General features: G+C 65.1%; 20 protein-coding genes. 5 read left to right on the forward strand and 15 right to left on the reverse strand.

From position 1 onward, the window contains the following. Window positions 1–1,819: T1SS-143 repeat domain-containing protein (locus CO675_RS35100; RefSeq protein WP_198964859.1), on the reverse strand; the 1,819-nt coding region annotated here is incomplete at its 3' end. A 235-nt stretch (window positions 1,820–2,054) separates the two neighbouring features. On the opposite strand from CO675_RS35100, the gene CO675_RS41700 reads away from it, so the two are divergent. Continuing rightward, window positions 2,055–2,498: a hypothetical protein gene (locus CO675_RS41700; RefSeq protein ID WP_224924351.1), complete on the forward strand. Its 444-nt coding sequence runs from the start codon at window positions 2,055–2,057 to the stop codon at window positions 2,496–2,498. An 80-nt stretch (window positions 2,499–2,578) separates the two neighbouring features. Here CO675_RS41700 and CO675_RS35110 read toward each other — a convergent pair whose 3' ends face one another. Then, window positions 2,579–3,169, reverse strand: coding sequence for a DUF3617 domain-containing protein (locus CO675_RS35110; RefSeq protein ID WP_245453044.1), 591 nt, complete (start codon window positions 3,167–3,169; stop codon window positions 2,579–2,581). Between the two features lie 260 nt (window positions 3,170–3,429). After that, window positions 3,430–3,972, reverse strand: a complete 543-nt coding sequence (locus CO675_RS35115) for a hypothetical protein (RefSeq protein WP_097676463.1) — start codon at window positions 3,970–3,972, stop codon at window positions 3,430–3,432. A gap of 331 nt (window positions 3,973–4,303) precedes the next feature. Between CO675_RS35115 and CO675_RS35120 the strand changes: the two genes are divergently transcribed. Continuing rightward, complete coding sequence (locus CO675_RS35120) at window positions 4,304–4,675, forward strand: hypothetical protein (protein WP_097676464.1); 372 nt, start codon at window positions 4,304–4,306, stop codon at window positions 4,673–4,675. 183 nt (window positions 4,676–4,858) lie between these two features. Here CO675_RS35120 and CO675_RS35125 read toward each other — a convergent pair whose 3' ends face one another. From CO675_RS35125 to CO675_RS35145, 5 genes are all read right to left on the reverse strand, one after another. Further along, a complete protein-coding gene (locus CO675_RS35125; protein ID WP_097676465.1) occupies window positions 4,859–5,119 on the reverse strand; it encodes a hypothetical protein in 261 nt (86 codons plus the stop codon). A gap of 98 nt (window positions 5,120–5,217) precedes the next feature. Next, a complete protein-coding gene (locus tag CO675_RS35130) occupies window positions 5,218–5,988 on the reverse strand; it encodes an SDR family NAD(P)-dependent oxidoreductase (protein WP_097676466.1) in 771 nt (256 codons plus the stop codon). 53 nt (window positions 5,989–6,041) lie between these two features. Next, complete coding sequence (locus CO675_RS35135; RefSeq protein WP_097676467.1) at window positions 6,042–6,839, reverse strand: SDR family oxidoreductase; 798 nt, start codon at window positions 6,837–6,839, stop codon at window positions 6,042–6,044. After that, window positions 6,839–8,227 carry a transaminase gene (locus tag CO675_RS35140; protein ID WP_097676468.1) on the reverse strand — a complete coding sequence of 463 codons (1,389 nt, stop codon included), beginning with the start codon at window positions 8,225–8,227 and terminating at the stop codon, window positions 6,839–6,841. Before CO675_RS35140 ends, CO675_RS35135 begins: the two co-directional genes overlap by 1 nt. Then, window positions 8,224–9,708 (reverse strand): aldehyde dehydrogenase, encoded by a 1,485-nt coding sequence (locus CO675_RS35145; RefSeq protein WP_097676469.1) that lies wholly within the window; start codon window positions 9,706–9,708, stop codon window positions 8,224–8,226. The genes CO675_RS35140 and CO675_RS35145 overlap by 4 nt, the downstream gene beginning before the upstream one ends. 218 nt (window positions 9,709–9,926) lie before the next feature. Here CO675_RS35145 and CO675_RS35150 point away from each other — a divergent pair, with 218 nt between their 5' ends. The 3 genes from CO675_RS35150 to CO675_RS35160 all read left to right on the forward strand — a co-directional run bounded on the left by CO675_RS35150 (window position 9,927) and on the right by CO675_RS35160 (window position 13,269). Beyond that, window positions 9,927–11,189, forward strand: coding sequence for a Tm-1-like ATP-binding domain-containing protein (locus CO675_RS35150; RefSeq protein ID WP_097676470.1), 1,263 nt, complete (start codon window positions 9,927–9,929; stop codon window positions 11,187–11,189). Continuing rightward, entirely contained in the window at window positions 11,186–11,851 is a 666-nt protein-coding gene (locus tag CO675_RS35155) for an HAD family hydrolase (RefSeq protein ID WP_097676471.1), read from the forward strand. The genes CO675_RS35150 and CO675_RS35155 overlap by 4 nt, the downstream gene beginning before the upstream one ends. 65 nt (window positions 11,852–11,916) lie before the next feature. Beyond that, on the forward strand, window positions 11,917–13,269 hold the full coding sequence (locus CO675_RS35160) for an aminotransferase class III-fold pyridoxal phosphate-dependent enzyme (protein WP_097676472.1): 1,353 nt from the start codon (window positions 11,917–11,919) through the stop codon (window positions 13,267–13,269). Here the strand turns inward: CO675_RS35160 and CO675_RS35165 are convergent. The 7 genes from CO675_RS35165 to CO675_RS35195 all read right to left on the reverse strand — a co-directional run bounded on the left by CO675_RS35165 (window position 13,255) and on the right by CO675_RS35195 (window position 20,286). Beyond that, window positions 13,255–13,560 carry a hypothetical protein gene (locus tag CO675_RS35165; RefSeq protein ID WP_143279198.1) on the reverse strand — a complete coding sequence of 102 codons (306 nt, stop codon included), beginning with the start codon at window positions 13,558–13,560 and terminating at the stop codon, window positions 13,255–13,257. The genes CO675_RS35160 and CO675_RS35165 overlap by 15 nt on opposite strands. A gap of 8 nt (window positions 13,561–13,568) precedes the next feature. Then, window positions 13,569–15,581, reverse strand: a complete 2,013-nt coding sequence (locus tag CO675_RS35170) for a copper amine oxidase (protein WP_143279199.1) — start codon at window positions 15,579–15,581, stop codon at window positions 13,569–13,571. Between the two features lie 65 nt (window positions 15,582–15,646). Further along, complete coding sequence (locus tag CO675_RS35175; protein ID WP_245453045.1) at window positions 15,647–16,645, reverse strand: branched-chain amino acid ABC transporter permease; 999 nt, start codon at window positions 16,643–16,645, stop codon at window positions 15,647–15,649. A 26-nt stretch (window positions 16,646–16,671) separates the two neighbouring features. Then, complete coding sequence (locus tag CO675_RS35180) at window positions 16,672–17,538, reverse strand: branched-chain amino acid ABC transporter permease (protein ID WP_097676476.1); 867 nt, start codon at window positions 17,536–17,538, stop codon at window positions 16,672–16,674. Window positions 17,539–17,554: 16 nt separating this feature from the next. Next, window positions 17,555–18,253: an ABC transporter ATP-binding protein gene (locus CO675_RS35185; RefSeq protein WP_097676477.1), complete on the reverse strand. Its 699-nt coding sequence runs from the start codon at window positions 18,251–18,253 to the stop codon at window positions 17,555–17,557. After that, on the reverse strand, window positions 18,240–18,971 hold the full coding sequence (locus CO675_RS35190; protein ID WP_097676478.1) for an ABC transporter ATP-binding protein: 732 nt from the start codon (window positions 18,969–18,971) through the stop codon (window positions 18,240–18,242). The genes CO675_RS35185 and CO675_RS35190 overlap by 14 nt, the downstream gene beginning before the upstream one ends. Before the next feature lies 1 nt (window position 18,972). Beyond that, the gene (locus tag CO675_RS35195) at window positions 18,973–20,286 is read right to left on the reverse strand and encodes an ABC transporter substrate-binding protein (protein WP_245453046.1); all 1,314 of its coding nucleotides are present in this window, start codon (window positions 20,284–20,286) and stop codon (window positions 18,973–18,975) included. Between the last annotated feature and the right edge of the window lie 9 nt (window positions 20,287–20,295).

The raw sequence follows: 20,295 nt of genomic DNA on the forward strand, positions 1-20,295 counted from the left end.
TCAGCGTGAACACCGTGGTGCCGCCCGCGGTCGCGGTCAGCGTCTCGACGCCGCCTGCGATCGTCACCGCATAGGTCAGCGCCACGCCGCCCGAGGTCAGGCCCTGCGCCGTCAGGCTGCTGGTGCCCGAGGAGAAGGAGTAGTGCAGCGGGGTGTCCGCACCGGCAAAGAACAGCGCCGACACGTTGCCATGCGCCGAAGCCGGCGCAGCCGCAACCTCACCCGGCGCCAGCGCGCCAGGCAGCGAGTCTTCGTCCACGGTGCCGGTCAGCACCGTCGCGGTCGCAACCGGGATGTCGTCGATCACGGTGATCGCCAGCGAACCGGTCGCCACGACGCTGTCGCCATCGGCATCCGTCGCCTGGATCACCGAGCCAAGCCCGATCACAAGATTATTCTCGCCACCGCCGGCGGGATGGTCGAGATGCGCATCGAGCGTGAAGGTGTAGGCGCCGGTGGTCTCGTTCAGCGTCAGCGTGAACACCGTGGTGCCGCCTGCCTTCGCCGTCAGCGTCTCCGTGCCACTGCCGACGCCGCTCACCGCATAGCTCAGCGCAACACCGCCGGACGACAGATTCTCCGCCGTGAGACTGGCTAGGCTCGAGGTGAAGGAGAAGCTCAATGGGGCATCCGCCCCCGATACGAACAACGCCGAGACGTTGCCGTTCGCCGTCGCCGGCGCAGCCGCCACCTCACCCGGCGCCAACGCACCGGGAAGGGAATCTTCGTCGACCGCCCCAACCAGACTCGCATTGATCGCAAGCGGACCATCATCAAGGATCGTCAGATGCGAACCGACATCGGTGGTCGCGGTTGCGGACTGGCCGAAATTGTCCGTCACCGTCGCGGTCAGCGTGACCAGGCCGGACGCCAGCGAAATGCCTTCATTGAAGTCACCAGGCGTCAACTCATGAACTGCGCGCAGATCCGTCAGCGTCACATGGCCCGTGGTATCAACCGCAACGGTGAAGACGAGATCGCCACCGATGGCCGTGCGTCCTTCCACCACGCCGGCCGCGTTGACCGTCAGCAGCACGTGCTGACCGGTCCCGGAATCGATCAGACCGGAGTCGGCGTGCGGCGAACTGATGGACAACGCATAGGTCAGCGATTGCTGGCCGCCCGGCACGACGACGTTGAACGACACCTGCACAGTCGCAACCGTTACCCCTGCCGGCCCCTGTCCCGAGCCGGCGACGCCGTGGTTGGTCGCAGCAGTCAGGAAGCTCTCGTCGACGATCAGTTGCGGCACAAGACCGCCGGAAATGGTCGGAGGCGGAGCGGTCCCGGTGAGCACAAAGCCGGTCGGCAGCGTGATCGTGAAGCCCGGCAGCTCTTCGTTTCCAGCCAACGTATTGGTGCCCACGGGGCCCAGCGGATCAACCGCGAACGGGCTGAAATTCGCACCGCTCGCCTGCGCGTTGCCGTTCGAGTTGCCGCCATTGTCGGCCGCCGGCAACACGGAGGAATCAGTGCTGATCGGAAACAGGCTTGCAAACTCCTGCACCGAGACGTCGCGACCGGGCGCCATCTCGATGGTGACGTTGTTCTGCCCGTCCGCGCGGGAGTCGAAGAACGGCTCAACCGTGACGGTCGACTGGTTGTCGAACAGGATGATCAGCTTTTCGCCGATATGAACCAGCGTGATCTTTTCATTGGCGATCGACGAGAAGTCGACCTTCGCCTTCTGGTCGTATCCAAGATTGACGATGACGGCCTGATCCGTCAGTGGCTTCGTCAGCTTGTAAACTCGTACGGGAGCCGAATTGTTGGAATTGCCGGTGCCGGTAGCCTGAGCGACCTGAAACGTTCCCTGCATTATCAACTCCGCATAAATGCGTTTAGAGGAAAAATTGTAGAAAAATTTAGTTTTAGGCTATTGTTAACCCTCCCCCCGGTCAAGGAATGTATTTGGTTAATCAATGCTTTCCGTCGAAGTGTGGTAAAGATCGGACAGGTCGGCGCTGCAAGAACAACGGCTTAGCCCGTTTGAGTTGGTCGAAAGGCAGTATTTGTCCGGCCCCGTTCGTTCTCGCCGGCTATTGGAGCGCTCGATGCGGGTGATTCTTCTTCTGGCTTGTGCCGCCGTCTTGATTTGGGACTCCTTCGGCGCGGTGGCCGCGCAAGCCCCGCAACCACCCGTCCCGCGCGAGACCACGGTCGAGCGCCAGGTTCAGGCCCTGGCCAACCGGGACACCCAGATCGGCCTCTACCTCAACGTGCTGCCTGACTGCACGTCGGGACCGCTGCCAACCATCCGGCTGGTCAGCCCACCCACCGCCGGGAAGGTCGTGGTGAAGTCAGCGAAGGCCAAGGCCACCAATTACAAGGCCTGCCTGGCGCTCGAAGTGCCCGCCTATGTCGCCTTCTACAAGGCGCCGCCCGAATTCCTCGGTGACGACGCCTTGACCCTCGAGGTCAAGTATCAAGGCGGCCGCACCGAAATTCAGAAAATCACCGTCAAGGTGAGCGGGCCGGGCAACCAGCAAAAGATCTGATCGCGCCGCCGGCGATCTTCAATGCGCGTCCCTGCAGGGGTGCGCATCGGCATCCAGGCGTTGCGGGCCCGGGGACCGCCTCAGAGCGGCTCGCCGTCGGCCGTTTCCTGCTCGACGTCGGGCGCAATCTCGCTCGGTCCGGCTGCCGGCCGGCCAAGCTGTGCCCGGTCCTCCTGGCAATCGCTGATCCGGCGGGCGACCACCCGGTCCATCCGCGGCGCCTGGCCGTGCACCTCGTTGACCTCGGTATAGGCCTCGTCGCTCAGCACCGTGATGACGGTGCTGACCGGCCCCATATAGTCGCAGCGGTTGGAGAAGACGTACCTGTTGCTGATCTTCTCCGGCCTTGACGAATGACAATTTCCGATCGACGGGGATGCGAACGTCGCCTTCATTGCCTGGGTCGGGTCGACACACCGTGTCATCTCGCGCTCGAGCAGCTTTTGCCGGACGTTCGAGGGCGAGACCAATTCCAGCGTCCGCGTGAATCGCCACATCCCCCTTCGGAATGTCGGCCCGCTGAAGCTCTCCTCAGCCGCCGCGCCGTGGGATGCGAGCAAAGACAAAGCAACGGTGGCCACGACGCCAAGCGTGCATGCGAAGACCTTCGACTGCCCGAAGCCCCCACGCGAAGTCATTCGTTGAATCCTTGTCGGCTGCACGATGCGCATCGCGTGACTTCACTTGAAGCACGCCTCACCTCACTTCATTCCAGAACACTTCACGTTAAAGTCGAGTAAACACTCGCCCTTTTGGCTGGAGTTCTCCGCCGTCAAGACTCCACCCGGCGCGAAGCACGATCAAGGCCGGCTGCGGAAAACCCGCTCCGGAAAAATACGGTCCGCCCTCCGGAGCCCGTCGCGAACCAGGCCCAAGCTCCAGCCTTCGAAGAGCCTGATGCTGGCAAGCTGCCTCGGCTGATCAAGGGCTATTACTGCAAACGCGCCGCAGCGGATTTTTCGGTGTTGGCAACGCCGCCATCGTCGCAGTCGCCGATCCTCGTCGCGACCACCGTATCGGTCCTCGGATGCTCACCGGTGCTGACCTCGTTGAGCTCGGTATACGCTTCGTCGCTGCGCACGGTGATCACGGTGCTGACCGCGCCCATGTAATCGCACCGATGCCCGAAGGTGTACTGATTCCCGACCTTTTCAGGCTTGTCCGAGACGCAGCTTCCGACCGGGTCTGGCGAGAAGGTCGCCTTCATGGCGAAAGTCGGGTCGACGCAGCGCGTCGTTTCCGCGTTGACCACCCGGTACTTGAAATTCTTGTTTGCGCTCTTGACGACGTCGAGCGTCCGAATGAAGCGCCACAAGCCCTTGCGAAAGCTCGGGCCGGAGAACGATTGATCGGCTTGAGCGGGCTGAGCCGCTGCTGCCCGGCCGTTCGGTTGAGGAGATGGCGTCTGCGCATGTGCCGCAGGAACGATCATCAAGGCGAGCAGCGAACCTGCAATGGCACCACGGAAGTTCATTCCCACCCCCGATATTCGCCCCAAAAACCCGTTCGCGATGCGATCTGGTCAGGCGCTTGAAGCAGTCCCTGCGAAACGACTCAACTACCCCTCACCACTTGCAGGCCAATTGTGGCCAGTAAAGGCACGTTGTCGCAGCCGGACAGCCTCCGGCTTAATTCCGTTCCACTGCAGCAAACTTGCAACACCTAACGCCGAATCCTCAAGTGATTGCTACGATCCGCCGCGCTGCACCAGGCGGAGCGGTTTGACCTTGGAGGTTTTTTTTGCTCATTTAGCGCGAGATATTTTTGCTCAATTACTTAGCCTATCGCTGGACGAGGGGGCACTGATGCGTATTCGGATTTGCTACATGGTGGCGGGCATGTTGGCCTTGGGCGCAACGCTATCAGCCGCTTCCCGGCCGGCGGCGGCCGCGGACCTCGGCCTGGTTACCAAGGCACCGGTAGGCACCTGCTCCGAGATCGTCTTCACCTGCGAGAACGGCCATCAATATCCGCTCTGCCCGCGCGCCGTGTCGGTCGAGGGCGAAGTCGTCACGGCCTCGCTGCTGACCGGCCATGGCGGCGTGCATGTGCGGCTGGTGCCGATGGGAGTCGGTTATCGCTATGCTGGTCACGGCGTATGGCTGGACGGCTTCCGGGAGAACGCGTTGCTCAACTTCGGCAAGCACCACCAGGTGGCCTGCGCCATCGCGCACTGATCAAAGCCTGATCCGGAAAACCACGAAGCAGCCTTCCCTCGCGACAAGCGCTCCGCGCTTGCGCGGGGCTCGTGCCCAAACAAGACGGTCAAACGACAGCGTTCAGCCCGGTCCTACTGCGCGCTCTGCGCCCCCCCCCCCCGGCTGGGGTGACACGAAGCACGTCGTAAAGCCGGCCGCTCCTCAGCCCTTGGTGCGGAGCACAGCGCGCGATGAGCGCGAGAACATATACGCCTTCGGATAGACGTAGACCGGACAGTGGTCCTGCCACTGATACAGCTGCCAATTCCATTTCCAGCAGCCCTGCTCGATCTGAGGCTCCTGCACGTAGTCCAGCCGGTACGGCGGATCGCCAAACGGATAGTCGCCGCATCGCGCCGCCGTCGATGACAGAACGACCATTGAAGCGGCCGCGGCAATGATCACAGAAAATGACTTGTTCATAACGCCCCTCGATCGAATGACGTGACGACGCGAGAGTGCCAAATCCGCCGGTCCTTATCAAGGTGCAGGCCGCCTGCGCCGCGACGTCGACCGGCCGTCTACACGGCGCGATTCTGTGTCGGCGAGCGGCCGCCGCCATCGGCGACCAGCACCGCTCCGGTCACGAAGGACGCCTCGTCCGAGGCCAGGAACAGGCAGCACGCCGCGATCTCGGCGGGCTCGGCCATCCGGCCCAGCGCGATCCGCCGTTCGACGCTACGAAACTCGGCGTCGGGCGCGGTGCCGTTCTGGTCCGCGAGCAGCTGCATTTCATAGGCGCTCATCGGCGTCCGCACCCAGCCGGGCGCCACCGCATTGGCGCGAATCCCCTCGGCGCCGTGGGCATAGGCCAGCGACCGGGTATAGGCGACGACGGCCGCCTTGCTCGCGGCGTAGCTTGCGCTGTCCGGGCTGGCGTTGAACGCGGCAACCGAGGAGATGTTCACGATCGCTCCGCCGCGCTGCCGGAGCAGCGGCAGCGATGCCCGGCAGACCCGCATGGTCCCCGTGAGGTTGACGTCGAGCGTTCTGGCCCAGACCTCGTCGGAGACGCTGGCAGGCTGATCCGGCACGATCAGGCCGGCGGCGTTGACGACGATATCAAGCCACGCGCCGCAGGCGGCGACGGCGTTGGCAATGTCGTCCGGCCGCGTGACGTCGCCATGGACCGCCTGCGCGCCGCACTCCGCCGCGGCTGCTTGCAACTCGGCCTCACCGAGCCCGAACAGCACGACGCGCGCGCCGCTCAGCGCCAGCAGCGCCGCCGTGGCCCGGCCGATTCCCGTGGCCGCGCCCGTCACCAGCGCCGTCTTTCCGTCCAGCCGCGGCATCAGAGCGTGATCCGGAGAAGTGGAAGCCGGTTTTCCGAAAAGATCATGCTCATCTAGGCTCCCCACTGCCGTTCGACGGCAAATCCGGTCTCCGGCAAGGTCGAACCGCCGTCGACGACGATGGTCTGCCCGGTGACATATCCGGCCTCGGTGGAGGCGAGATAGAGCATCGCGCACGCGATGTCGTCGGCGCTCCCCATGTGCCCCATCGGGATGAAGCGCTCGAGCTTCGCCTTGTTCTCCGGCGCGCTCATGGTGCCGCGGCCCGGCTTCTCGATGAAGCCGGCTTCGACGCCGTTGACGGTGATGCCGTCGCGCGCCAGTTCGAATGCAGCGCCGCGGATGAATGCGTTCACGCCGGCCTTCGCCGCCGAGTAGTGCGCGCCGCCGCCCATCGCGACCCGCGCCGAGACCGAGGATGTCACCAGAATGCGTCCGAAGCTGACGGCGCGCATATGCGGGATTGCGGCCTGCGCGAGCCAGATGCTGGCGCTGAGATTCAGCGCCAGCGTCTCGTCGAGCTTTGCTTCATCGAGCTCGTCAAGCGAGGCCCACGGGCAACCGCCGGCGTTGTGCACGATGATATCGAGCCGGCCGTATCGAGCGGCGACATCGTCAACCATCGCACGCAGGCTGCTACGGTCCAACTTGTCGAACGGAACGCAATGCGCGGTCCGGCCATCAGCCGCCAGCTCGCGCGCCAGCGCCTCGGCCACATCGAGGGTCCGGTTGGCGATCACCACGGACGCGCCGGCCTGCGCGAGCCGTGTCACGATGGCGGCGCCGATCCCCCTGCCCCCGCCCGTGACGATGGCGACCCGGCCGTCAACCTTGAACGGAATCGCCTGCATCAGATGGCTCCCGCGCCGCCCAGCAAATCGATGAACTCCGCGAACACCGCCGTATGCTTGTCGACGTCCTGCCCGGATGTTGCCGGACACATCAGCAGCATGGTGTGGAACGGCGTCACCAGAATGCCCTCGTTCATGTAGAACGCATGCAGCAAGGTCTCGAGATCGGGTTGCCGGCCCGCAATGACGTCGGCGCCGCTGCGAGGCGGCCGTGGCATGAACATGATCTCGGCACGCGCGCCGATCTGCGTGACATGCCAGGGTGATCCGGCCGCCGCAATCAGCCGGCGCGCCTCCTGCGCGAGCCGGGTCGCGGTCCCGATCATCCGCTCGTAATTCGCGGAGGTCAGGACCTTCTCCAGCACCGCACGCATGGTCGCGACCGTCAGCGCGTTGCCGGCGAGCGTGCCGCCGAAACCAAGATGCGCGGACTGCCGCTCGCGCGGATTGACATGCGGCACGATTTTCCAGAGCCGCTCGGCAATCTCCTGATTGAGGCCGAACACACCGGCGGGAATGCCACCTGCAATCGCCTTGCCGGCGACGAAGATGTCGGGCTCGAGCCCGTGGCTCTCGGTATAGCCGCCCGGTCCGCAGGACAGCGTATGCGTCTCGTCGATGATGAGCACGGTGCCGGCGCGGCGGGTCAGGTCGCGCAACGCCTCGTGAAAACCAGGGTCGACGGGGATCATGCCGAAATTCGTCATCAGCGGCTCGGTCAGCACGCAGGCGACGTCGCCCTGAGCCAGCGCCGCCTCGAGCGCGGCGACATCGTTGAACTCGACGACCCGGCTCACGGCGTCATGATCGATGCCGTTGGGATGGATCATGTTGCGCAGGCCGACCCGGCCGTCGCGGATCTCGACATGCGCCTCCTCGACTCCGCCGTGGTAGCAGCCGGAGAACACCAGCACCTTGCGCCGGCCGGTGATCATGCGCGAGATGCGGATCGCGGCGCGATTGGCATCGGTTGCCGACGTCGTCAGGGTCCAGTATTTCGGACCGAAGCGGCGCGACAGCTCGGCGCCGACCCAGATACTGTCCTCGGTCGGCAGCATCATGGTCGCGCCACGCTTGAGCTGATGCAGCGCGGCTTCCGTCACGGCCTCGGGCGCGTGGCCGCACATGCCGCCGGTGTCGCCGAGGCAGAAATCGATGTAGTCGCGGCCGTCGATGTCCCTGATATGCGCGCCGTGCGCCTCGTCGGCATAGATCGGAAAACCGCCGGCCCAACGCCGCATCCAGTGCGACGGGCCGCCATAAAGGTAATGCTGCCGGCCCTCCTGCCAGGCCGCCGCCGATCGCGGATGCAGTGCCCGGAAGCGTTCCTGCTCGGCGTCGAGCAAGCGGTTCAGAACGCCCGCGCGCTCAGTAGTTGCTGATGTCATAGCGCGATCCAGGCGGTCTTGAGGTCGGTATAGGCGTCCAGCGCATGGAGCGACTTGTCGCGTCCGAAGCCGGATTGCTTGAAGCCGCCGAGCGGCACCGTGATATCGGCGCCGCCATAGGCGTTGACGTGCACGACGCCGGCCTTGATGGAGCGCACCATGCGATGCGCCGTTGACAGGCTTCCGGTCCACACCGCCGACGCAAGTCCATAGGGTGTCGCGTTGGCGAGCGCTGTAGCCTCTTCCTCACCGCCGAACTGCGTGACCGCCAGCACCGGGCCGAACACCTCCTCGCGCCAGACCTCCATCGACGGTGTCACCTCAGTGAGGATCGCGGGCGCCATGAAGTTGCCGCCGCTCTCGACGCGGATCTGCTCGCCACCGACCAGCCGCTTCGCACCCTGCGCTTCTGCGCGGGCAACCGCATCGAGGTTCTTTCGCAACTGAGCCTTGCTTGAAATGGCGCCGATATCCGACGCCAGATCGAGGGGATCGCCGACCCTGAGCTTTGCGGTCGCATCGAGCAACGCATCCATGAGCCGATCATAGATCGCGGACTGCACCAGCAGCCGCGAGCCGGCGACACAGACCTGGCCCGAGTTCCGAAAAATGCCGTTCGCGGAGACCTTGGCCGCCTGCTTGATGTCGGGCACATCGGCAAACACGATGTTGGGCGACTTGCCGCCAAGCTCAAGGTGAACCCGCTTCAGGTTCGACCGCGCCGAACATTCCAGCAGCCGCCGGCCAACCGGGCCCGAGCCGGTGAAGGCCAGCACATCGACATCCATATGCAGCGCGAGCGCCTCGCCGGCCGATGCACCGCGGCCGGTGACGATGTTGAGCACGCCGTCGGGCAGGCCCGCCTCGGTCGCAAGCTCGGCAAGCCGCAGCAGCGTCAGCGATGCCAGCTCCGGCGGCTTGACAATCACCGAATTTCCAGCGGCGAGTGCCGGACCGATCTTCCACGCCCCGATCATCAGCGGGAAATTCCATGGCACGATCACGCCGACGACGCCAAGCGGATCGCGATGCACGAGCCCGAGTACGTCACCTGAGGTCGGCGCGATCTCGCCATAGACCTTGTCGATCGCCTCGGCGTAGTAACGAATGGTTCCAGCCGCCGACAGCGGCTCGGCCTTGTAGGCCATGCCGATCTCGGTGCCGTTGTCGCGCACGCCGAGCACCGCAATCTCGAGCGCGTGCTGTTCGATCAGCTCGGCGAACCGCAGCAGCACTTTCTTGCGCTGCGCCGGTGCCGCGCGCGACCAGCTTCCCCGCTCGAACGCCTGCCGCGCTCGCTTCACCGCGAGGTCGATATCGGCCGCATCGCCGTCTGCAATGGTCGTCAGCACCATGCCGTCGATCGGCGACACCACGTCGAGCCGTGCCTCGCCAGCCGCCTGCGCCGGCCGGCCGCCGATGAAGAGCTGCTGGGCCGGAATTGCGGCCGAGCGTAACAGATCGATCTGGGCTTGCTGCATGCGGGATCATTGTGACGGTGACGAAAGCAGCTCCCGACCGGAGACCGCTGGCATGGTGCAATCCTCGCCAAATCAAGGCCTTGGCAGCAATCAACCGATAGGTGGATGTCGCCGTGGCCAGCGGCCTCATAGCGTGATCGCACGATGGCCGAACGCCCTGCCCGCTGGGTGCAAACCAACTCGTCCACATCCCTCACGCCGCCGGCGAGCCGAAGGTCATGCCCGAGATCACGCAGCCCCGCATTCTTCTGATCGGCACTGGAGACACCAAGGCCGACGAACTGCTGTTCATGAGCGAGTGCATCGCGCGCGCCGGCGGCAGCGCGATCATGATGGACATCAGCGTGCTCGGCGATCCGCCGTACCAGCCCGCGCATGACAAGCACGCGGTGGCGGCGGCCGCAAAGACCACGATCGCGGCGATCGCATCCAGCGGCGACGAAAATTCCGCGATGTCGCTGATGGCAATCGGCGCGGCGAATCTCGCACGCGAGCTCGCGGCGCGCGATGCCATCGACGGCGTGATCGCGATCGGCGGCACGATGGGAACCGACCTTGCGCTCGACGTCGCACAGGCGCTGCCGCTCGGCCTGCCGAAGCTGATCGTCTCGACCGTCGCATTCTCGCATCTGATCCCGCCCGAGCGCGTCGCCGCCGATCTGATGATGATCCTGTGGGCCGGCGGCCTCTATGGCCTCAACGGCACCTGCACCGCCGTGCTGTCGCAAGCTTGCGGCGCGATCGTCGGCGCCGCAAAGAGCGCCGTCAAGCCGAGCCGGGACCGGCCGGTCGTTGCGATCACATCGCTTGGCAAGAGCTGCCTGCGCTACATGGTGGAGCTCAAGCCGCAGCTCGAGCAGCGCGGCTACGAGGTGGTGGTCTTCCACACCACCGGCATGGGCGGCCGCGCGATGGAGTCGATCGCCGCCCAGGGCGGCTTTGCCGCGGTATTGGACCTCAGCCTGCAGGAGGTCGCCAATCAGCTCACCGGCTCGGTGGTCAATTCGGGCGCCGACCGGCTGGAGAATGCAGGCCGAGCCGGCATTCCGCAGATCGTCGCTCCCGGGGCGGTCGACATGGTCGACTTCCCGGCATGGCTTGGGGTTCCGAACGAGCTGTCGGATCGGCCGTTCCACGCACACAACCGCTTGCTCGCGTCGGCGACATCGGGAGCCGCCGATCGCCGCCGGATCGCCCACGCGATTGCGGAGAAGCTGGCCGGCGCCAGCGCGCCGGTCGCCTTTGTGCTGCCGGCCGGCGGCATCCAGCAATGGGACCGCGAAGGCGAAGCCCTGCACGATCCCGACGCCCTTGCCGCCTTCGTCGACGCGATGCGGTCGGCGATCCGGCCGCCGGTCGAGCTGCACGAGATCAAGGACCACATCAACAGCGCGGCGTTCAATGCAACGGTGCTCGGCATCTTCGATCGTTGGGTCGCTGCCGGCATCGTCCGCCCCGGCCGCGCGACGGTTGCCGCATGACGAAGCCGCTCGCAAAGGCGCTGGTGCTCGACTTCGGCGGCGTCATCTCGAAGACCTTGTTCGAGACCCATGATTTGACCGAGCTTGCGCTCGGGCTCGCACCGTGCACGCTGAAATGGCTCGGACCATTCGCTCCCGACAGCGATCCGCTCTGGGCTGCGATGCAGCGCGGCGAGATTTCCGAGCGCGACTACTGGCTGACCCGCAGCCGCGAGGTCGGGAGCATGGTCGGCGAGGACTGGCGCGATATGGAAACCTTCGTGAAGCGTGCGCGCGGCGCCGATCCCGACACCGTGATCCGTCCCGAGGCAACGCGCGCGATCACGCTGGCCGCCGACGCCGGGTTCCGGCTCGCCATCCTCTCGAACGAGCTCGACCTGTTCTACGGCGCGGAGTTTCGCGCCCGGCTTTCCATCCTCAAGCGCTTCGATACCATCGTCGACGCGACCCATACCGGAATCCTGAAACCCGACCAGCGCGCCTATCAAAGCGTGCTGGACGAATTGGCGCTGGAGGCAGAAGATTGCGTCTTCGTCGACGACCAGCGCCGCAACATCACCGGCGCCGCCGCGTGCAACATGCGCACGGTGCTGTTTGACGTGCGCAATCCAGTCGCGTCCTACAGCGAAGCGCTGCGGCATTTCGGGCTGCAATTCGACTGAAGCGTTTTCGAGCGAAATTGGTACCGGTTCGCATGAAGAAAGCGCGTTAACGACAGAGAGCGATCATGCGTGACAGAAACTTCCTGGTTGAGAACAACGCCAAGCCGATCTGGCACCCGATGGCCCATCCCGCCGAGATGCGGGCGCAGCCGCCGCGGATCGTGATGAAGGGCGAAGGCGTCCACGTCACCGACATCGACGGCAAGAGCGTGATCGATGCGGTCGGCGGCCTGTGGAACGTCAATCTCGGCTATAGCTGCGACCCGATCAAGCAGGCGATCTCAGACCAGCTCAACGCGCTGCCGTATTATTCCGGCTTCCGCGGCACCTCGAGCGGCCCCTCGATCGAGCTCGCCTACGAGCTCACCGAATGGTTCAAGCCGGAAGGCATGGTTCGGGCCTTCTTCACATCAGGCGGATCGGACTCTGTCGAGACCGCGCTGCGGCTTGCGCGGCAATACTGGAAGATCAAGGGCCAGGCCGACCGCACCAAGTTCCTGGCGCTGAAGAAGGGCTATCACGGCACCCATTTCGGCGGTGCGTCGGTCAACGGCAATGCCAATTTCCGCCGCAACTATGAGCCGATGCTGCCCGGCGTATTCCATATCCCGGCGCCGTCGACCTATCGCAATCCCTTCAACGAGACCGATCCCGCCAGACTCGCGCAGCTCTGCGCGGCGGCGATGGAGGAGGAGATCGCGTTCCAGGGCGCCGATACCATCGCGGCCTTCATCATGGAGCCGGTGCTCGGGGCCGGCGGCGTGATCGTGCCGCCGGACAGCTTCATGAAGCTAATGCGCGAGATCTGTGACCGGCACGGCATCCTGATGATCGCGGACGAGGTTGTCACCGGGTTCGGACGCACCGGCGCGTGGTCGGGCTCACGTCTCTGGGGCGTGAAGCCTGACATGATGACGATGGCCAAGGCGATCACCTCGGGCTATTTCCCGCTCGGTGCGACCTTGATCGGTGAACACGTCGCGGAAGCCTTCGAGACTGACACCACCAATTTCGGCTCGATCGGCCATGGCTACACCTATTCGGGCCATCCGGTCGGCTGCGCCGCGGGCCTTGCGGCGCTGGCCGAGACCCGCCGCCTCAAACTCGACGAGAATGCCACCGCGCGCGGCAAGGACCTTGCGCAGTCGCTGGCGGCGCTCAAGGCGAAACATCCGCTGGTCGGCGACGTCAGAGGCAAGGGCCTGATGGCCGCGCTCGAACTGGTCGCCGATCGCGACAGCAAGAAGCCCGCAGACAAGAAGACGATGGCGAAGGTGGCGGACAGCGCCTACGAGGCCGGCGTGATGCTGCGCGTCTCCGGCAATAACCTCATCCTGTCCCCGCCCCTGATCCTCACCGCATTGGACGTGCAGGCGATCGCCGATGGGATCGACGCCGGCCTCTCAGCGGCCGGCTGACAGCGCACTCACACAGGCCATGGCGCGCTCGAACAGCGCGCCATCGGCCTTGTCGTGGTCGAGGCAATCGGCCAGCGATGATGCCGACATTCTCTGATCGGTGCAGAAGATCCGCATGAAATCGGCCGCCAGCGCGACTTTGCGCGGCGCGGATTGGCGCTGCCAGTCGCCGCTGCTCAGATAGAGCAAGGACGCATCGTCAGCGCCGCTTTCCGTCGCCGCCGCGCGCGCAGCTGGCCCTGTTGCAAACAACGCCAACAGCGCGCCGACGACCGCTCCCGTGCGATGCACGCGGTCTCTCATTTGGTGTCCCTGGCATTCACCATCGGCGGCACGTCAAGCGCGGGATTACGGTCGAAGAAGTTGAATGGGCGCAACCGGAAGCCATGCCACAGGCCAGGCATGACCGGCCAATCCTCGGCGCGCGGCACGTGGCGGAAGCCGACCGTGTACCACAGCACGAGATCGCGATCCTCGATCGGCCGCTTCGCGGCGGTCCATTTCGGCAGGCCATCGACCTCGGCATTTTCATTCGGATACATACCCGCAGCGTATCTCTCGTCCTTGGCGTAGGCCGAGGTCCACAGCGTGTAGGCGCTGAAGCCGGCGCGCAGCTGGATCGGATCGTCCTTGGCGAGCAATGAGACGTCGGAGTGGCCCGGCAGCAGCTGATAGCTGGTGCGGTATCCCTGTTTGTTGGTCTTGCCCGTGCTTTCGATCCTGAACTGCGCCGCGCTCAACGGTGTCGTGATCGGCCCTTCGGTCGCGACCGGTCTGGTGTCGACCTGCCAGAGACTCTTGCGCTGGCCTTCATCCAGCCGGCGGACGCTGAAGCGGTCCTCGACCAACCGGTTAGAGGTGCCGTCGACGTCCATGTCGATCCGGAACGTCATGTAGTGATCGTGATTGACGGCCAGCAACCGCTCGTCGACCAGCGTCCCGTAGGCCGTATCCTGCTTCGCCGTCGGGTCGCTCAGCGTCTTGCTCGCCACGCCCTTGGTTGCATCGATACCGTAGGCGCCGAGCCGCACGTCGATATTGCCGGCGCGGTCGAACACGTAGTCGACCAGATAGTCGTAGTTGCCGACCACCGGTGCCATCCGCACCACCAGCTCATTGTTCGGCCGCACCTCGGCGGTGTTGTTGAGCAGTTCGCTGTGGCGCCAGATCGGATCGCCGGTCGGGCGCTCGAAGATGCAGACCGCGCCCTTGGAGACGACAGGCATGCCCTTGGTGTCCGAGATCGTCAGATCCAGATAATGCGCGCCTTCGGGGCAATCGATGCCGCGCTGCAATTCGCTGGAGAGCACGCCGAAACCGTATTCGCCGATGTCCATGTACGCGCGGAACGACCAGGTCGGCGCCGGATCCATATAGGGCACGAACATCTCGCTCGCCGAGATCTGATAGGCGATGTCGCGGAGCGTGCCGTGGTCGTCGTAGCGGATCAGCGACAGCACCGCGCCGACGCGCGGCTCGAGACGGACATGGAACGACCAGTTGTCCCAGCGGACCTGGCCACCCTCCACCTTCACATTGCTGCCCTCAGGCGCGATGATCTCGATCGGCTTCGGCGGCTTGCGGTATTTTCCGGAGTCGGCATAGGCATGCGACGGCGTCTGCGGCGGCGGCGGCACCACGCCGAGATCGGTCACCGACAGCACCGTCTTGCTCTTGAGATCGACCTGGGCGACCAGGTTCTCGATCGGCTTGCCCCAGAGGTTGTTGGCGGCGCCGGTCGTGTCGACGCAGGGCACGTTGAGCAGGCGGCGGCCCTTCAGGGCCGGGTCGCTCACTGGCCCTACCGTGAGCGGCAGGCAGAGCACGTTGTGGAAATCGGTGATGCCGCGCTTGGCCATCGCGGCGATCCAGCGCGGATCCTGCTTCGGCAGATCGCCGGCCGACATCAGCTCATCGATAGTCAGCGCGGCCTCATGATCCCGGATCTCGTCCCAGCCGCGCAGGCTGCGCGCGGCAAGATCGATATGCGCCTCATAGAGATGTCCGCCGCTCAGCAGCGTCACGCTCGCGCGCCGCGTGAACGGCTGTCCGGGCTTCCACGCCCGCACCTCGTCCTTGGGATCCTCGTCGACCGTCATGGAGACGACCCGCGTCGCATCCTCGAACTTGCCGGCGCCGCGGAGGACTTCGGAGACCGAGCGGATCTCGTCCGTCGTCAGCCCGTCCATCGGGTGCATCGCGGCCGCTTGCGGCCACATCCTGCGCTCGGCCTGCGCCGGCGGCGGCGGCGCCAGCGTTGCCGCAATCAGGCTGGCCAATACCAATCCACAATGCCGGAAAATCAGAGCCATCACGCCCTCCACTCAAAGCCAGAACGCTCAGAATACAAGCAATGGTGACGGCGTGAAGGCCTGCCTCACCCGGTAACCCGTTCCGACGCGCCCGGCAGCATCGTGGCCGCAGCCGGCCGAGGCGCGGCACGGTGCACGTCGAGCAGCCGCACGCCGAGACGATCGCGCAAGACAGGCCAGATGCCGCGCGGCGCCACGATCATCACGACGACCGCAATGATGCCGAGCCCGACCAGGTACCAGCCTCCGGACAGGCCGAGCGGCCCGGTCATCAGCTCACGCAGGCCGAAGAATATGATGACGCCGAGGATCGGGCCCTCCAGCGTTCCGATACCGCCGATGATCACGATGAACATCATGTAGACGGACCAGTTGACGTCGAAGGCCGCCAGCGGCGCGATGAACAGATTGCCCATGAAGCTCAACGCACCGGCAAGCCCGCATCCCGCCGCCGACAGGACAAAGGCGATGAAGCGATTATGCCGGACGTCGACCCCGACGCTCATCGCGGCGAGATCATTGTCGCGCACGCTCATCAGCCCGAGCCCGAAGCTCGAGGTCATCATCTTGTACAGGGCCGCGATGGTGATCAGCGTCAGGCCGCCGGCGAGCCAGAACATGGTCGGCTCGAACCAGTCGAAATCGATCAACTTGCTGGTGGCGAGCGGCACGCCCGAAGTACCGCCGACCGCTTGCGATTTCATCGTGAAGGCGCCGATGATCTCGGCGAACACCCACATCGCGATCGAGAAATAGGCGTCGCGCAAACGAAACAGCGGAAAGGCGATGATCGCCGCAACGGCCGCGGCCACCAGCGGCGCCACCGGCAGCACCCAGATCGGGGTGACCTCGAGCCAGCCGGAGGTCAGGAACAGCGCATAGGCGCCGAAGGCGATGAAGACCTGATGGCCGAGCGAGACCAGCCCGGCATAGCCCGCCAGCAGATTCCACATCTGCGCCATCGTCAGCAGCAGCAGGCATTCGGTCGCAAGCCGCAGGATGCCCTCGTTCAGCAGGAAGGGCGCGCCGGCGATCACCGCGATCAGGACGGCGGCGCAAGCCATGAGAATTGTCCGTGTCGGCATCGGCGTCACACCCTGCTCGACACGAGACCCGACGGGCGGATCAACAACATGATGAAGAACAACAGATGCGCGTAGAGCAGCCCCGCATTCGGATCGATCTTCAGGCCGATCAACTGCGCCATGCCGAGCGCGATGCCGCCGAGCAGCGCGCCCCAGAACGAGCCGAGCCCGCCCAGCACCACGACCTCGAAGGCGATCAGCAGCCGTTCGGCGCCCGAGAAAGGCGTGAAGCTCGACCGCACCGCGAGCAGTACGCCACCAATCGCGCCGAGCGCGAGCGACAGGCCCATGACGTAATTATAGACCCGATCCGGCTTGACCCCTGACAGCCGGACGATGTCGCGGCGGTCGGCAGTGGCACGCACGATCCGGCCGAACTCGGTGTGGCGCAGCACGAGCTGCAGCGCCATGAACAACAGCGCCGCCAGCACCAGGGTGAGCAGCGGCATGATGCCGATGTTGAGGCCGGCGATCTCGAGGCTGGCGCGCGACAGCTCGCCGACCTGCAGGCTGCGCACGTCGGCACCGAAGATCTCGACCATGACGTTGCGCAGGATCACCGAGACGCCGAAGGTCAGCAGCAGCGGCGACAGCGGATCGGGCGATGTCACGACCCGGTTGACGATAGCGGCCTGATAGAGCCAGCCGACCGCAAAGGACAGCGCGATTACCGGGATCAGCATCAGCAGCGGCGAGACCTGCGGGAACAGGTTGGAAAGCAGCACGGCGCAGAACGCGCTCAGCACCATGAATTCGCCGTGCGCGATGTTGACGACGCGCATCACGCCGAACACCAAAGCTAGCCCGATGCCGAGCAGGCCGTAGAGCCCGCCCAGCAGGGCCCCGTTGATCAATGTCTCAACCCAGATCATGTCGTGCCAATCCTGGCTAGTTACCGAAATAGGCGTGCGTTAGCTGCTCCGGCTGCAATCCTTGCGCCGGGCCGGTCAGCGACACCCGCCCCTTCAACAGGCAATAGATCCTCTCCGAGGTCGCGAGCGCGCGCTTGACGTCCTGCTCGACCAGCACCACAGCGGTGCCCTCGCGGCGGATGTCAGCGAACGAGCGATAGATCTGCTCGACCACGACAGGCGCGAGTCCGAGCGAAATCTCGTCGCACAAGAGGAGCCGCGGGTTCGACATCAGCGCGCGGCCTATCGCCGCCATCTGCTGCTGGCCGCCGGAGAGCTGACCCGGAAACATCCGCCGCCGCTCTTCCAGGATCGGGAACAAGTCGAACACCCGCCGCAGCGTCCAGCTGCCCTTGCGCCGGTTGACGCTGCCCATCAGCAGGTTCTCCTCGATGGTCAGCGAATCGAACAGCAGCCGACCCTCGGGCACCATGATGAGCCCGAGCCGCGACACCTCTTCGGCCGGCATCTGCGAGATGTCGACACCGTCGAAATGCACCGCCCCGTGCCGCTCCTCGTTGAGCCCGACGAGCGCTTTCAGGAACGTTGACTTGCCGGCACCGTTGGCGCCGACCAGCGCCACCGCCTCGCCGTCGGCGACGGTGAAGTTCATGTCGAACACGGCCTGGAGATCGCCGTAGAAGATCTGCAGGCCGTTCACATCAAGCAACGCCATCGGCCTTCAATCCCATGTAGATCTCGCGTACCACGGCGCTGTCCATCACCTCGGCCGGCGGTCCTTCCAGCACCTTGCGGCCGAAATCGAGCACCAGGATGCGATCCGACACCGCGCGCAGCGCGTGCGGAATGTGCTCGATCCAGATCATGGCGTGATCTGCCTTCACCGACTTGATGATCGCAACCAGGCGCTCGACCTCGGGCTCGGTCAGCCCGGCGGCGATCTCGTCGAGCAGGATCAGCTTGGGCTTCGAGGCCAGCGCCTTGGCGAATTCCAGCCGCTTGCGATCGATCAGCGGCAAGGCGCCCGCGAGCTTGTCCGCCTTGGCGTCGAGCCCGGTCCGCTGCAACACCTGCATGGTCCAGTCGGACGCTGCCTCGCCATAGAGACCCGCGCCGTAAGACGCGGCGACCAGCGCGTTCTCGTAGACGGATAGATGCGGAAATGGCTGCGGAATCTGGAACGCCCGTCCGAGCCCCATCCGCGCCCGGCGATGCGGCGGCAGGCCTGATATCTCCGTGTCGTCGAGCCTGATCGAACCGCCGTCGGCCGTAAGCAGGCCGACGATCAGGTTGAGCAGCGAGCTCTTGCCGGCGCCGTTGGGGCCGATCACGCCGAGGCATTCACCGCGCGCCAGCTCGAAGCTGACGTTATCGGCGACTACGATCTCGCCGAAACGCTTCGAGAGGCCGCTGACGCGCAGAAGCGGTGCCATCTCAGGCCAGCTTGGAGAGCAGCTGCAGATCGGCCTGCTTCGGGATGAACGGCGCCGTCCCATTGTGCACGATGAGCAGCTCGTATTTCGACTTGCCGCCCTTGGTCTTGCGCCATTGCCCGCCCGACAGCGAGGTCACCGCGACGTTCTTGATCGGGCTGTCCTTGAACTTGACCCGGCCGACGACCGTCTCCATGTCGAGACCGGCGATCGCATCGCGCAGCGAGTTCTTGTCCTTGGGATCGCTGTTCTGCAGCGCCGCGAGCCCGACCTCCCACAGCGCATGGGCATAGCCGATCGGTTGGGTCCACTGCTTGCCGGTGGTCTTCTCCCACTCGGCGGCGAGCTCGGCGGCGCTCTGCCCGGTCAGCGAGGACTTGAACGGATAGGCCGGCGTCCACCACACCTCGGTCGACATGCCGTCGCCGCGGTCGCCGAGCGCGTTCACCGCGGCCGGGAACAGGAAGGCGGCCGCCACCGTGCAGATCTGCGGCTTGAAGCCGGCCTGCGCCGCTTGGTTCCACAGCGTCACCCAGTGATTGCTGAAGGTGAATCCGGAGACGATGTCGACCCCGTTGTTTTTGAACGAGGCGATCTGGTTGGTGAAATCGTCGGTCGCGATCTGGAATTTGCCGGCCGAGAACTCCTGATAACCAGCGCCCGAGATGCCCGCCGGCAGGCCGAGCTTCGGATCGGAGAACGCCTGGCCCGGCGGGTTGTCGATATAGAGCGTGCCGACCTTCTTGTTGGTTTCGACCGACTGCCACATGCCGAGGAAGTTCCTGGCGACGTCATCGGCGCCCCAGAAGAAGTGATAGCTGTAGGGGAAGCCCTTGTCCGGCGTCGACTTGCGCGGGAACATCCAGCCCTGCCACGGCACCTGGGTCGAGATGGTGGGAATGCCGCGGGCGTCGGCGAGTTCCTGCACCGGCGGCTGCGCGTCGCCGTCCTCGATCAGGATCAGGTCGCATTTCTCGCGCAGCACCAGCTCGCTCGCGATCACCGACGAGCGGTTCGGGTCGGATTGATTGTCCTTGAACACCAGCTCGACCTGATAGGTCTTACCGCCGATCTTCAGGCCGTCCTTCAGCCGCGCCTTGATGCGCTCATGGATCCAGGGATCGGGCTCGGCGAACTGGGCGCGGACGCCGGAGAGGCATCCGACCCAGCCGATCTTGATGGTGTTACCGGCGGCCCGCGCGACGTTGACCAGCGGCACGTTCATCGCCGATGCGAGACCGGTGGCACCGGCCGCCTTCAGCAGTGTGCGCCGGTCGAACCGGCCGGACGATGTCGTCTTTGAATTCTCAGTCATGTCCCTCTC

Source organism: Bradyrhizobium sp. C9 (assembly GCF_002532045.1).
Taxonomy (GTDB): Bacteria; Pseudomonadota; Alphaproteobacteria; order Rhizobiales; family Xanthobacteraceae; genus Bradyrhizobium.